At 46.8% G+C, this 14,540-nt stretch carries 8 protein-coding genes, 2 tRNA genes and 3 rRNA genes; 10 read left to right on the forward strand and 3 right to left on the reverse strand.

The genetic code is table 11. The features are described 5' to 3' along the window. Positions 1-13 precede the first annotated feature (13 nt). From pssA to DLE54_RS03390, 10 genes are all read left to right on the forward strand, one after another. Positions 14-865, forward strand: a complete 852-nt coding sequence (gene pssA, locus DLE54_RS03345) for a CDP-diacylglycerol--serine O-phosphatidyltransferase (RefSeq protein WP_227535477.1) — start codon at positions 14-16, stop codon at positions 863-865. A 545-nt stretch (positions 866-1,410) separates the two neighbouring features. Then, a 16S ribosomal RNA gene (locus DLE54_RS03350) occupies positions 1,411-2,945 on the forward strand. 61 nt (positions 2,946-3,006) lie between these two features. After that, positions 3,007-3,083 (forward strand) — tRNA-Ile (locus DLE54_RS03355). An 86-nt stretch (positions 3,084-3,169) separates the two neighbouring features. Continuing rightward, positions 3,170-3,245: transfer RNA gene (locus tag DLE54_RS03360), tRNA-Ala, on the forward strand. Between the two features lie 335 nt (positions 3,246-3,580). After that, a 23S ribosomal RNA gene (locus tag DLE54_RS03365) occupies positions 3,581-6,433 on the forward strand. Positions 6,434-6,595: 162 nt separating this feature from the next. Next, positions 6,596-6,709: ribosomal RNA gene (gene rrf, locus DLE54_RS03370) — 5S ribosomal RNA — on the forward strand. The 16S, 23S and 5S rRNA genes sit together here with 2 tRNA genes alongside, the layout of an rRNA operon. 189 nt (positions 6,710-6,898) lie before the next feature. Then, positions 6,899-7,681 (forward strand): glucose 1-dehydrogenase, encoded by a 783-nt coding sequence (locus DLE54_RS03375; protein ID WP_110816242.1) that lies wholly within the window; start codon positions 6,899-6,901, stop codon positions 7,679-7,681. Between the two features lie 274 nt (positions 7,682-7,955). Further along, on the forward strand, positions 7,956-8,369 hold the full coding sequence (locus DLE54_RS03380) for an OsmC family protein (protein ID WP_110816243.1): 414 nt from the start codon (positions 7,956-7,958) through the stop codon (positions 8,367-8,369). A 1-nt stretch (position 8,370) separates the two neighbouring features. Next, positions 8,371-8,835 carry a flavodoxin family protein gene (locus DLE54_RS03385; RefSeq protein WP_110816245.1) on the forward strand — a complete coding sequence of 155 codons (465 nt, stop codon included), beginning with the start codon at positions 8,371-8,373 and terminating at the stop codon, positions 8,833-8,835. A 70-nt stretch (positions 8,836-8,905) separates the two neighbouring features. Continuing rightward, positions 8,906-9,580, forward strand: coding sequence for a DUF938 domain-containing protein (locus DLE54_RS03390; protein ID WP_110816247.1), 675 nt, complete (start codon positions 8,906-8,908; stop codon positions 9,578-9,580). A 60-nt stretch (positions 9,581-9,640) separates the two neighbouring features. Here DLE54_RS03390 and DLE54_RS03395 read toward each other — a convergent pair whose 3' ends face one another. From DLE54_RS03395 to DLE54_RS03405, 3 genes are all read right to left on the reverse strand, one after another. Then, positions 9,641-11,413: a potassium/proton antiporter gene (locus tag DLE54_RS03395; RefSeq protein WP_110816248.1), complete on the reverse strand. Its 1,773-nt coding sequence runs from the start codon at positions 11,411-11,413 to the stop codon at positions 9,641-9,643. A gap of 136 nt (positions 11,414-11,549) precedes the next feature. Further along, positions 11,550-13,040: an ABC transporter permease gene (locus DLE54_RS03400; RefSeq protein WP_110816250.1), complete on the reverse strand. Its 1,491-nt coding sequence runs from the start codon at positions 13,038-13,040 to the stop codon at positions 11,550-11,552. Further along, positions 13,040-14,515: an ABC transporter permease gene (locus tag DLE54_RS03405; RefSeq protein WP_110816251.1), complete on the reverse strand. Its 1,476-nt coding sequence runs from the start codon at positions 14,513-14,515 to the stop codon at positions 13,040-13,042. Before DLE54_RS03405 ends, DLE54_RS03400 begins: the two co-directional genes overlap by 1 nt. Between the last annotated feature and the right edge of the window lie 25 nt (positions 14,516-14,540).

A 14,540-nucleotide genomic window follows, 5' to 3' on the forward strand; every position in this document is an offset into this window, starting at 1 on the left:
AGAGGGATGTAGTATGACGAATCCAGATTCATCGCAGCCAGATGAGGCACCGCTTAATCATCCGCAGCCTACACGTCAGACAGAGTCTGGTATTGAAGGCTTGGATAGCTTGACTTTTGAAGTGATTGAGCAAGAGGTGGCAGATGGTAAGCCTGTGGTCAGCCGCGGCGTGTATTTGGCACCCAACCTAATCACTACGCTGTCCTTGTTATCAGGTTTTTTCTCAATTCTATCTAGTACTCAAGGTCACTTCTACAAAGCTTCCTTGGCCATCTTTTTGTCTGCTATCTTGGATGGTGCTGATGGCCGAGTAGCACGCATGCTCAATGCGCAAAGCCCTTTTGGTGAGCAATATGATTCATTGGCAGATATGCTTGCCTTTGGTGTGGCACCCGCCATTTTAATCTATAGCTTTGCGCTTCAGCCCTTAGGGCGGGTAGGCATTGCCTGTGCGTTCGTATTTACAGCTTGTGCCGCATTTCGTTTGGCACGCTTTAACGTACAAATTGGCGAAGTAGACAAAAAGTTCTTCGTCGGCTTGGCCAGTCCATTAGCGGCGATATTAGTCACGAGTGCCGTGATGGTTGCTATTGATCACGACCAGTGGATTGGTCAATATGACATTCAGGTGATGATCATTGCTGCGGTGTGGGTAGTGATTTGTGGTCTACTTATGGTCAGTAACCTCAAATACTACAGCTTTAAAGAGTTTGATAAAAAGAAAGTTCCTTTTGTGGCATTGATTATTGCTGTATTAGTTATGGGTATTGTTTTATATGATATTCCAGTGGGTATTTTAGCCATTGGCATTATTTATGCTTTGTCGGGCATTGTCTCAACCTTAAACACCAAAGTTAAAGGTTAGACTTTATAGCTAAGTTAATTGGTGCTTAGTTGCCTTAATATGGCCACTGGTCATTTATTTCAAAAAAGATTAAAAATGCGGTTGACAGAAAAAATAAACCCTCTATAATACGCCCTTACTAAGACGGACATCGGGCAGCAAATCGAGAGATTAAAGCTGGTCAGCTTAGAGAAAATTAAAAATTAAGTGTTGACAACGATATTAAAATCTATATAATAGTCAGCCTGCTCAGCGATAACGGTGTTACTAATTAATAACAACGATGCTAAGCAAAGATACAACTTCGGCTTGGACGACAAGCTAAGTAACTATTTAAAAGCTAAAATCAAAGAACAACTTGTGTGGATTTTTGCTGATTTAGAATGCTAAAAATTAAAGTTGGGACGTCATCTTTTCGGTGATGTGACTAACTATAAAAATTATCATTCTTTATTAGTAGAAAAACTCGAAGTTAATTCATTATATGAAACATACGGAAAAGCAAATTTGCTAGTATTGAATGAGCCAAGTTTAGAAGTCTCTTTAAAGGACTTCATAGCAAGATTAAACTGAAGAGTTTGATCATGGCTCAGATTGAACGCTGGCGGCAGGCTTAACACATGCAAGTCGAGCGGTAACAGGAGAAGCTTGCTTCTTGCTGACGAGCGGCGGACGGGTGAGTAATACTTAGGAATCTGCCCAGTAGTGGGGGATAGCTCGGGGAAACTCGAATTAATACCGCATACACCCTACGGGGAAAAGGGGGCGCTTGCGCTCTCGCTATTGGATGAGCCTAAGTCGGATTAGCTAGTTGGTGGGGTAAAGGCCTACCAAGGCGACGATCTGTAGCTGGTCTGAGAGGATGATCAGCCACACCGGGACTGAGACACGGCCCGGACTCCTACGGGAGGCAGCAGTGGGGAATATTGGACAATGGGGGCAACCCTGATCCAGCCATGCCGCGTGTGTGAAGAAGGCCTTTTGGTTGTAAAGCACTTTAAGCAGTGAAGAAGACTCTATGGTTAATACCCATAGACGATGACATTAGCTGCAGAATAAGCACCGGCTAACTCTGTGCCAGCAGCCGCGGTAATACAGAGGGTGCAAGCGTTAATCGGAATTACTGGGCGTAAAGCGAGCGTAGGTGGCTTAATAAGTCAGATGTGAAATCCCCGGGCTTAACCTGGGAACTGCATCTGATACTGTTAGGCTAGAGTAGGTGAGAGGGAGGTAGAATTTCAGGTGTAGCGGTGAAATGCGTAGAGATCTGAAGGAATACCGATGGCGAAGGCAGCCTCCTGGCATCATACTGACACTGAGGTTCGAAAGCGTGGGTAGCAAACAGGATTAGATACCCTGGTAGTCCACGCCGTAAACGATGTCTACTAGTCGTTGGGGAACTTGATTCCTTAGTGACGCAGCTAACGCAATAAGTAGACCGCCTGGGGAGTACGGCCGCAAGGTTAAAACTCAAATGAATTGACGGGGGCCCGCACAAGCGGTGGAGCATGTGGTTTAATTCGATGCAACGCGAAGAACCTTACCTGGTCTTGACATATCTAGAATCCTGCAGAGATGCGGGAGTGCCTTCGGGAATTAGAATACAGGTGCTGCATGGCTGTCGTCAGCTCGTGTCGTGAGATGTTGGGTTAAGTCCCGCAACGAGCGCAACCCTTTTCCTTAGTTACCAGCGGTTTGGCCGGGGACTCTAAGGATACTGCCAGTGACAAACTGGAGGAAGGCGGGGACGACGTCAAGTCATCATGGCCCTTACGACCAGGGCTACACACGTGCTACAATGGTAGGTACAGAGGGCTGCTACACAGCGATGTGATGCGAATCTCAAAAAGCCTATCGTAGTCCAGATTGGAGTCTGCAACTCGACTCCATGAAGTCGGAATCGCTAGTAATCGCGGATCAGAATGCCGCGGTGAATACGTTCCCGGGCCTTGTACACACCGCCCGTCACACCATGGGAGTTGATTGCACCAGAAGTGGGTAGCCTAACTTTTAGAGGGCGCTCACCACGGTGTGGTCGATGACTGGGGTGAAGTCGTAACAAGGTAGCCGTAGGGGAACCTGCGGCTGGATCACCTCCTTATTGACGCATCCGGTCAGCAAGAATTCACAACAAGTTGTTCTTTGATTTAGCAAGCTCTTAAGGGTCTGTAGCTCAGCTGGTTAGAGCACCGTGTTGATAACGCGGGGGTCATAAGTTCAAGTCTTATCAGACCCACCACTTATAATACGGAAAGCACTAGAGAATCACAGATTCTCTCTTGCGAAGCTAAAATGTGCTCCCAGCACATTTATATACGCTTCTCAGGGGCCATAGCTCAGTTGGTAGAGCGCCTGCCTTGCACGCAGGAGGTCAGGAGTTCGACTCTCCTTGGCTCCACCATATTGGATACAGATTTAAGAGTGAAAAGACATAAGCCAGAATTAAGCAATTGGCTAGTATAAAAAGCTAGAAACGATTACTTACTTCTGTTTTATACAGAAACTATATGACGACTGGATGACAGCGTTATTACTATTTAAAAACATAGATATGAGTTGTAATATGGTTAGACGATGAATCATTCACTGAGCCATTGTCTAACCAGTAACCAACCTTTTAATGACATCAGTTGTTATCCCAAGGGGTTGGTTACAAAGTAAAGAGAACTGAATCAAGCGTAAATTATCAAGGTGATATCGTTATAATTACAGACTAAAGACCCTTTGGGGTTGTATGGTCAAGTAATTAAGCGCACATGGTGGATGCCTTGGCAGTCAGAGGCGATGAAAGACGTGACAGCCTGCGATAAGCTTCGGGGAGGCGGCAATATCCTGTGATCCGGAGATTTCTGAATGGGGAAACCCACTTAGCGTAAGCTAGGTATCCTAATTTATTAGGAAGCGAACGAGGGGAAGTGAAACATCTCAGTACCCTTAGGAAAAGACATCAATAGAGATTCCCCTAGTAGCGGCGAGCGAACGGGGAGGAGCCGACGGATTTATATGTAGAAGAACAGTGTGGGAAAACTGGCCATAGTGGGTGATAGCCCCGTATTCGAAACATATAATGAAGCATATTAAGTAGTGCGGGACACGAGAAATCCTGTATGAAGATGGGGGGACCATCCTCCAAGGCTAAATACTCCTGACTGACCGATAGTGAACCAGTACCGTGAGGGAAAGGCGAAAAGAACCCCTGTGAGGGGAGTGAAATAGAACCTGAAACCGTGTGCGTACAAGCAGTGGGAGCACCCTTGAGGTGTGACCGCGTACCTTTTGTATAATGGGTCAGCGACTTATATTCTGTAGCAAGGTTAACCGTTAGGGGAGCCGTAGGGAAACCGAGTCTTAATAGGGCGTCTAGTTGCAGGGTATAGACCCGAAACCGAGTGATCTATCCATGAGCAGGTTGAAAGTGCCGTAACAGGCACCGGAGGACCGAACCCACTGTCGTTGAAAAGCCAGGGGATGACTTGTGGATAGGGGTGAAAGGCTAATCAAACTCGGTGATAGCTGGTTCTCCCCGAAAGCTATTTAGGTAGCGCCTCGGACGAATACCATTGGGGGTAGAGCACTGTTTCGGCTAGGGGGTCATACCGACTTACCAAACCGATGCAAACTCCGAATACCGATGAGTAATATCCGGGAGACACACGGCGGGTGCTAACGTCCGTCGTGGAGAGGGAAACAACCCAGACCGCCAGCTAAGGCCCCAAATTCCTAGTTAAGTGGGAAACGAAGTGGGAAGGCATAGACAGCTAGGAGGTTGGCTTAGAAGCAGCCATCCTTTAAAGAAAGCGTAATAGCTCACTAGTCGAGTCGGCCCGCGCGGAAGATGTAACGGGGCTCAAACTAGGAGCCGAAGCTGCGGATTTGAAAATTGTTTCAAGTGGTAGGGGAGCGTTGTGTAAGCCTGTGAAGGTGTATCGTAAGGTATGCTGGAGGTATCACAAGAGCGAATGCTGACGTGAGTAACGATAATGCGAGTGAAAAGCTCGCACGCCGGAAGATCAAGGGTTCCAGTCCAACGTTAATCGGGGCTGGGTGAGTCGACCCCTAAGGCGAGGCCGAAAGGCGTAGTCGATGGGAAATCGGTTAATATTCCGATACTTGTTTATGATGTGATGGAGGGACGGAGAAGGTTATGCCAGCCTGGCGATGGTTGTCCAGGTGGAAGGATGTAGGTAGACGGCTTAGGCAAATCCGGGCTGTTAATACTGAGATCTGATAGCAAGCTGTACTTGTACAGCGAAGTGGCAAATACCATGCTTCCAGGAAAAGCTTCTAAACTATAGTCATAAACGAATCGTACCCTAAACCGACACAGGTGATCAGGTAGAGAATACCAAGGCGCTTGAGAGAACTCTGCTGAAGGAACTAGGCAAAATGGTACCGTAACTTCGGGAGAAGGTACGCTGTCGATGGTGAAACCCTTGCGGTGTAAGCTATTGACAGTCGCAGATACCAGGCTGCTGCAACTGTTTATTAAAAACACAGCACTCTGCAAACACGAAAGTGGACGTATAGGGTGTGATGCCTGCCCGGTGCTGGAAGGTTAATTGATGGGCTTAGCGTATGCGAAGGTCTTGATCGAAGCCCCAGTAAACGGCGGCCGTAACTATAACGGTCCTAAGGTAGCGAAATTCCTTGTCGGGTAAGTTCCGACCTGCACGAATGGCATAATGATGGCAGCGCTGTCTCCAGCAGAGACTCAGTGAAATCGAAATCGCAGTGAAGATGCTGTGTACCCGCGGCTAGACGGAAAGACCCCGTGAACCTTTACTACAGCTTTACATTGAACTTTGACCTGACTTGTGCAGGATAGGTGGGAGGCTTTGAAGCAGATACGCCAGTATCTGTGGAGCCATCCTTGAAATACCACCCTGGTCATGTTGGGGTTCTAACTCAGGTATAACAATACCGAGGACAATGTATGGTGGGTAGTTTGACTGGGGCGGTCTCCTCCTAAAGAGTAACGGAGGAGTACGAAGGTGCGCTCAGAACGGTCGGAAATCGTTCATAGAGTATAAAGGCAAAAGCGCGCTTAACTGCGAGACCCACAAGTCGAGCAGGTACGAAAGTAGGTCTTAGTGATCCGGTGGTTCTGTATGGAAGGGCCATCGCTCAACGGATAAAAGGTACTCTGGGGATAACAGGCTGATACCGCCCAAGAGTTCATATCGACGGCGGTGTTTGGCACCTCGATGTCGGCTCATCTCATCCTAGGGCTGAAGCAGGTCCTAAGGGTATGGCTGTTCGCCATTTAAAGAGGTACGCGAGCTGGGTTTAGAACGTCGTGAGACAGTTCGGTCCCTATCTACCGTGGGCGTTGGAAATTTGAGAGGATCTGCTCCTAGTACGAGAGGACCAGAGTGGACGAACCGCTGGTGTTCGGGTTGTCATGCCAATGGCATTGCCCGGTAGCTACGTTCGGATTGGATAACCGCTGAAAGCATCTAAGCGGGAAGCCAACCTCAAGATTAGATTTCCCTTAAGAGCCGTTCAAGACTAGGACGTTGATAGGCAGGGTGTGGAAGCGCAGTGATGCGTGTAGCTAACCTGTACTAATTGCTCGTTTGGCTTGACCATACAACACCCAAGTGGTTTTGTATAAGCTATAATTATTTCGATATCATCCTGATAATCATTTATAAATAATCACTTATAAACAGTGACTTGATTCAGGTTCTTGATATAATAGTCAAACAAAGTTAAGCTCACCCTTAACCGACTCATATCTATACCCCCTTTGCTGACGACAATAGCACGATGGAACCACCTGATCCCTTCTCGAACTCAGAAGTGAAACATCGTCGCGCCAATGGTAGTGTGGTTCGCCCATGTGAGAGTAGGTCATCGTCAGCTCCCTATACCTAAAAGCCCCCTTCATTAACTTGGAGGGGGCTTTTTTTATGTGCTCTATAAGAGATTTGTATGTTGCTTTCTGGAGCTTAATCCAAGGTGTTCTACCCAAAGCAAACAATCGCTTACCCATACAGCCCACTACTTTTGTTATGGTGTCTATCTATCAACATTAACAAAAGTACTACTGCTATGATTCCTTCCAAACTATTCGATTTAACCAATAAGACAGCTATTGTGACCGGTGGCGCCAATGGTATCGGCAAAGCATCTGCTATCCTACTTGCCCAGCACGGTGCTAATGTCGTTATTGCCGACCTAAAATTAGACGATGCACAAAAAGTCGCTAAAGAGATAACTGCTCTAGAGGACACAGATGCTCAAGCATTGGCCATTGAGTGCAATATTTTAAAAGATGATAACTTAACCAATCTTGTTGATAAAACCATTGAGACATTCGGTGCGATTCATATCCTGATTAATAATGCTGGCGGCGGGGGCGGCGGAAAAGAAAACCCCTTTGAGATAGACGTTGGTGATTTTAAACGTGATTTTGAGCTGAACGTATTTAGCGGTTGGCGTCTATGTCAGCTGGTTGTGCCACATATGAAAAAAGCAGGTTATGGCTCTATTATCTTCACGACCTCTATGGCCAGCATCAATAAAAGCCCTAACATGAGCGGTTATGCCAGCTCAAAAGCTGCGGTTAATCATATGGTCGCAAACCTTGCTCACGACTTTGGCCCAGAAGTACGCATTAATGCCGTAGGACCAGGCGCCACCAAAACAGACGCTCTGCAAACGGTGTTAACGCCTGAGCTTGAAGATAAGATGTTAGAGCATACTCCAATTAAGCGCTTAGGCGAACCTGAAGATATTGCAGGGGCCATGCTGTACTTTGCCTCTCCCATATCTGAGTGGGTGAGTGGACAGACCTTATTTGTAAATGGTGGTGGCACTCAGACGTTAGATTGATAATAGCAACTCTTAAACTTGCCCTTTTATAGTCAAGTCAAGGTAAAAGTGCTACCCGTTACTCTATGCAGTACTTTTAAATTAAGGTTCTGTATTTACATAGATTAAAGATGGATAGCGCCTGGTTGAATAACCTGATAGTCAAAAAGTCAATTTAGACGAAAATACTTTACTGCCTGGATTTATGGCTTATGGTTTTCATTTTTAGCCTGATAGGCTATGCCGTAATATGTAATAATTGTTTATTAAGCACGAGAGTTTTTAAGGAGCTTTTATGACTACCTCTACAGTTGAATACCAAGGCAATCTACGTACCCAAGCCTTACATCTACAGTCAAACAATCAAATCATCACCGATGCGCCAACGGACAATCATGGTAAAGGGGAGGCGTTTTCGCCGACCGATCTATTAGCGACGAGCCTTGCCAGTTGCATGCTGACCATCATCGGTATCAAAGCCGAGGCCATGGATATAGACGTGATAGGCACACGTGCTGAAGTGACTAAGATCATGACGGACAAACCCCGCCGAGTAAAAGAAATTCAAGTGGTCATTACTTTTAATCAGCCGCTTGATGAGCGTACCAAAAACAGACTTGAAGCCGCGGCTTTTAGCTGCCCTGTGGCAAAAAGTCTACACCCTGATATTGAACAAAACGTGACCTTCCACTATCCCAGTGGTGAGTAATGTGTCGGCTAAGACCTTATTGATTGTTGCGCATGCACCGTCACCGAATACCCAAAAGTTGGCTCAAGCGGCCTTTGATGGGGCCAATCATTCTGATTTAGACGTTACGGTGATTCTCAAGTCGCCACAAGAGACTCAGCCTGGTGATGTGCTTGCTGCTGACGCTTTATTGTTAGGCACCACAGAAAACCTAGCTTATATGGCAGGGCTAACCAAAGATTTCTTTGATCGCTGTTATTATCCAGTGCTGGATAAGAAGCAGGGCCTACCTTTTGCTGTCTATATTAGAGCAGGTCATGATGGGACAGGAACCAAACGGGCACTACAGACGATAACCACAGGACTGCGCTGGGAGTGGGTTCAACAGGCATTGATATTGCAAGGTGGGTGGCAGGATGTATTTGCTGAGCAAGTCGCAGAGCTAGCGATGACGTTAGCAGCGGGTGTTGAGGCAGGTATTTATTAACTCAAGTTTTATGTACTTATGAGTGATCATCAGCACAGAGACCCTAGGCTGATTATCTAAGAGGGGTGTTATGAATCAACAAAATTTGGGCAATACAGATATCAGTCATAGCGCCCACCTGCCGTTTTCGCAAGCATGTGAGAATAATAAACAGCCTATTTTAGAGGTATTGCAGCACCAGTTGTCAGCTCATCATTATGTATTAGAGGTGGGCTCAGGGACAGGGCAGCATAGTGTTTACTTTGCACCCAGACTGCCGCATTTGCAGTGGCAAACAAGCGATGTGGTGGATAATCATGGGGTGATTCAAGGTTGGCATGACAAGTACCCTGCGCCAAACTTACACGCACCGCTGGCCTTTGATTTGACCCGTGATGGCATACCCATAGCAGTGAGCGCGCCATCTTATCCAGATAAAAATTCGCCCTACGATGCTATTTTTACCGCCAATACCCTGCATATTATTGCTTGGCCGCTGGTTGAGAGGTTGTTTGAGCTGGTAGGGGATGCCTTGCCGACTCATGGCAAATTTATTGTCTATGGGCCATTTAATGACAACGGTCAGTATAGTAGCGATAGCAATCAGCGCTTTGATAGGCATTTGCGTCAGCGTGACCCAAACAGTGGTATCCGTGACAAAGTCGATATTATGCATTTAGCCAAACAGCACCATCTAATTTTAGTTAATCGCTATAGTATGCCGGCCAATAATGAGATATTGGTGTTTGAAAAATCTGATATTTAAAACCTCAAGTGATATAACGTTAACGTTAATAGCATGGCAGACCCTACAGGAAGCATTTCGCTAATAGTGCTTCAGACCAATGGTGCGTAGGGTACCTTTATCGTCAATATCTTTGATAATAAGTGACCACTCTTCATTGATTTGGACCGTGTCTCCAGGTACAGGTGCGGTATTTAGGTTGGCTTTGATAAATTCAGCAACCGTTTGTTGCCACATGTTAACCGGTGAGCCCTCTTTATCGTAAGTGACTTTGGTATTCGGCGGGGTAGAGGAGACGCTTTCATCAAAGAAGGGCAGATCACCAAGCCGAACATTGGGAGAGATCATCCAGTCACCATAAAAATCTTCCACTGAGCGCCTATCTAGCTTAATGTCATTATAAATACGAGCGATTTTGGCGGCATGATTACCCCTTAAGCCATACCAGACTCGGTCGCCATATTTTAAGCGGGTGTCTTGATCAACAATAACGATTTTTTCATTACGAATTAACGCAAAAATGGCAATTTCATCCTTACTTATACTCGAGGAGATGTCCAGGGGATGGCGGCCCATAGCAAAAGCACCAGGCTTCACCTCAAACTCGTATAAGGTAATACTGGCCTGCTCCGATACCCAAATCTCCATCTCTTCATCAGGCTCAGCATTGCTTGGTACACGTACTTTAAATAAATTAGCCATAAACGGAATAGTGGTACCTTGTAGCACTAAGGATAAAATCACCACCCCAAAGGCAATATCAAATAACAAAAAGGCGTCCGGTAGGCCGGCCATCACCGGTAAAATGGCCAGCGTAATTGGCACCGCACCGCGCAGGCCAACCCAAGAAATAAAGCCTATTTCTCTATCTTTAAAGCCAAATGGCTTGATACTTGAGAATACGGCGATAGGACGGGCAATCAAAATCATAAAGGCGGCGATGGCCACAGAGTAGTGCCAGACGTTGAGCACGTTTGAGGGGGTCACCAATAAGCCCAGCACCACGAACAGTACGGCTTGTGATAACCAAGCAAAGCTGTCCATAACCCTTAACACATGCTCAGTGGCGCGTACTTTATTATTACCCACTAAAATACCGGCCAAATATACCGCCAAGAAACCACTACCACCAATTAAGTTGGTCGCAGCAAACACAGCCAGACCTGCCGACATAATTAAAATGGCATACATGCCGACCGCCAGATGTAGCTTAGGCAACATCTTGGATAACAGGTAACCAAATAATAGCCCCATGAGCATCCCAAAGCCCAATTGCTGCGCCAATAAGCTCACAAACCCTAATAAGGTTTGGCTATTTTGATCGACATTAAGCGCAATTAGGCCTGTAACCAGTAAGATAGCAAAAGGATCGTTGGCGCCGGATTCAAGCTCTAGTGTGGCTTGAACACGGTCGTTTAGCTTCACGCCGCCATTACGTAATAATGAAAATACTGCCGCTGCATCGGTTGAGCCGACAATGGCTGCCATCAATAGCCCGATACGCCAGTCGACATCCAGCAGCCAGGTGACGAATAAGCCCAGTACCAAGACGGTGGCAAATACACCCCAAGTGGCCAATACCACAGCCGGCTTTAAGCCCACACGGAAGGACTTAAAGGAGGTTCGCAAGCCGCCGTCTAATAGGATGCAGGCCAATGCCGCCTGCCCCACAAAGTTAGCAATGGCATACTGGGAGAACTCAATACCCAAAATCCCTTCTTCACCTGCCAACATACCCACCAATAAAAATAGCAGCAGTAAGGGTAGGCCCAAGCGGGCTGAAAGTGTACTGGCCATAATACTTGAGAAGATAAGTATCGCACTGACCAAATATACAATGTTTAGGGTTTCCATGAGTCCAATAAGCCTAGAGTCTAAGAGTAAGCTGCCTAACACAACTGATTAGGCAAGAAGGCGCCCAGCCAATTCGCTGAGCGTATTAAATGATAAAAAAGGTATCAGGTGCGGTAGTAATTGCGATGAGCGCGTGCTAGATAGATTCTGCAGTAGTTCGCTTGATTTGTCTATGCTGTACCCAAATTAGTAGGATAAAACACATCAGCCATAATGCCAGTAGGTGATACAGATAACTACTAACTTGACTTAAAGAGGCGCCCATTTGGTTTAATTGTACCGAGGCATTCATCCCTGAGGTAGATGGAAATAGCCAACGCACATATTGTAACACCTCAGGCAGTTGAGTGACCGGCCAAGGATAGCCGCTCAAAAAGAACATGGGTAGGGAGCTGAAAATTAGAATCTGCATACCGCGCTCACGCTCTTTAAACCACAGGCCAAGCAAGCAGCCGAGAGTCGCCACAGTGGGAGCGTAGATTGCCATAAACAGTAAGGTACCCGGCAGATTATGACCGCGCGAATAATTTTGAAAATTAAAGACCCAACCATAATAAAAACAGGCCACGGTAAAAGTAATTAAAGATAAGGCGCCAATACGGCCAAGCCAGCCTAGGATGCTGGCGTTTTGTTTTTTGTTTTCGTACCAAGTGCCAATAAGTAAGGAGGTGCCCATCAACAAGGTTTGCTGCAAAATCAAAATGGCCACGGCCGGTACCACATAAGCGCCATAGCCTTCGGTACGGTTAAACATGGGATCAATGCGCAGAGGCACCGCTTGAGTACTTACCTTGGCCGTTGGCATATAAGCACCTTGGGCCACACTGCGCTTAATCTCTATGCCCGCTGAGACGGTGGAGACGGCTGTGGTAAAGCCCAATTGCAGCTGTTTATTTAATAAAAAGTAACTGTTATTGCCCAAAATAGACACATGTGCAGGCTTGCTGGCGTAGACGTCTTTTTCTAAATCACGAGGGATAATCAAATAGCCGGCAATTTGCTCATCATACAGGGCATTTAAGGCATCTGTTTGGGTCAGATAAGGGGTCACCTTGATGTTGGGATGGGCATCGCTATAGCGGGTAATGGTCTTTGATAATTTGCTGTGATCATAATCGACCACACCAACTGGTACCTGCTGCACCACCTCACTACCATAAGGCCAGGGGTAGAAGAACCCATAAATTATCGGCGCAAAAATCAGCATTAATAGCACGCCTTTGTCCTTAAAAGCCAATGCTAATGTGCCTAAGAATCCTTCAATAAAACTGCTGTGGCTGATCATAGCTGTCGGCTTTTTATCCACACTTGAGCGTGGCTGTGAGGGGCCTTTTGATTCAGATGATAAAGCAGGCTCTGCTCGTAACTGACTCGCATCACAGTGTGCAGCATCTGTCTGATGGCTTGGCAGCTTATCTTGTGATAGTGGGTCTTGATTGATTGAGCTGTTATCTGTTGGGTCTTGATGTAACGGCTTCTTGTCTAAAGGGGCAGGGTCTAACGCAGCCTGTTGTGATGACTCATGATCCAAGCCAGTGTGCAAATTGCTACTGCCTTGTTGGGTAGTGTCTAAGGCGCCATCATTGTCTTCATGTGGCTGTTTTGGGTTCAAAGGGAGATTGGACATTAGCGGGCTCCCCAGCGTTGTGGATTTTTAAAGGCGCGGATACATAATAAGGCGGTAAGTACCAAAGTGACCACCACAGCCACTATTAGGCCGGCGAGTGTGGGCAGTGCCACTGAAACCGGTGCCGACATTTGTAATTGGGTTAAGTGAATCCGTAGATAATGGGTTAAGGGTAGGGCATTGGCCCAGCGCTGGGCGCCTTCACTCATTGCCAATAGCGGAAAAGTGACACCCGCGAAGGCAAACGATGGCGCAGAGACAAAGCCGGTACTTGAGAGCCCCATACGCAGCGAATAACTGTTCAAAGTAAAAATGGCGCCCACCCACAAAGAGATCATCATCAGAGCTATAAAGGCAGCAAACACAATCAAGATGGCCGCAGCACTGGCCGGATGCACGGACACCGCTAAGAGTAGCATCAGCCCTGCCCACATCATATAAAACAATAGCGCCCAGATAAGCTTGCCATTTAGACCGACCACCAGCGCCAAGATAGACACTGTTTGTGGCATACGCGGCTGTCCCAATTGGGTGGTGCTGATAGGGGCTGGTACTGCACTGAGGCTTGAGGTAGAAGTGGGTACAAAAGTCTGGGTGCTCAATGCGTTATAATCAATCGGGCCTTGCCAGCTAGCATCAAGATCTGCCTGCATTTTTGCCAGTTTTTGCGCTGGCGGGAGATGCTTGAGCGCTTTAAAATCAGGATAAGGCATGTCCGGATAGACGATGGTGTGATACCACTGTGAGAAGGTTTTATCCCTAATCTCGCGGCCAATGGTCGTCGCCCCAATAATCATGGCCAAAATATGTAATAAAGCGGGGATCACGGTGGAGGCCAAGAACTGCTGATAGTTGGCTCCTATATTAAATAAGCTTATGCGCTCGACACCAATGGGCGAGTAGCTAATCTTAGCCTGCTCTATATAACTGCCTTGCTTGACAGTGCGCTTAATCTCCACCCCTGCTGATAGCGTACCTACCACAGCCTGCACCCCTTTTTGAATGATACCTGAATGGGTACCATACTGCGCATTAACCTTTAAGATAATCGGTGAAGGGGCTGCTTTATTAATTTGATCGGCAAAATCTGATGGAATGATGACCACCCCATATATCTTTTTGGTCAAGATATCCTCGTTGACCTGAGCCATATCGGTATACAGCTGCTCAACTTTGATATCAGGGCTGGCATCGAGGTAGCGGGTAAGGGTGCGAGAGTAGGCGCTGCGGCTATCGTCAATAACACCAATGGGCAGATCGACGATATAAGGCTTAGAAAATATCCACCATATGCTTAAGATGGTCGCCAAAGGCAGCCACAATAGCATGACAAAGTCCCACGAGTGGTGCTGCAAGAAGCGACCTTCATAGCACGCACTGCGTAAGAACACTGACCACAGTGAGGCCTTGCGATTGTCTTTATCACCAAAGACAATCTTAGGCGGTGTGCTGTGATTACCGGAAGATGCAGACATAATCTAGCCTTAGCCTATCCAATCT

The organism is Psychrobacter sp. YP14, assembly GCF_003209315.1.
GTDB lineage: Bacteria > Pseudomonadota > Gammaproteobacteria > Pseudomonadales > Moraxellaceae > Psychrobacter > Psychrobacter raelei.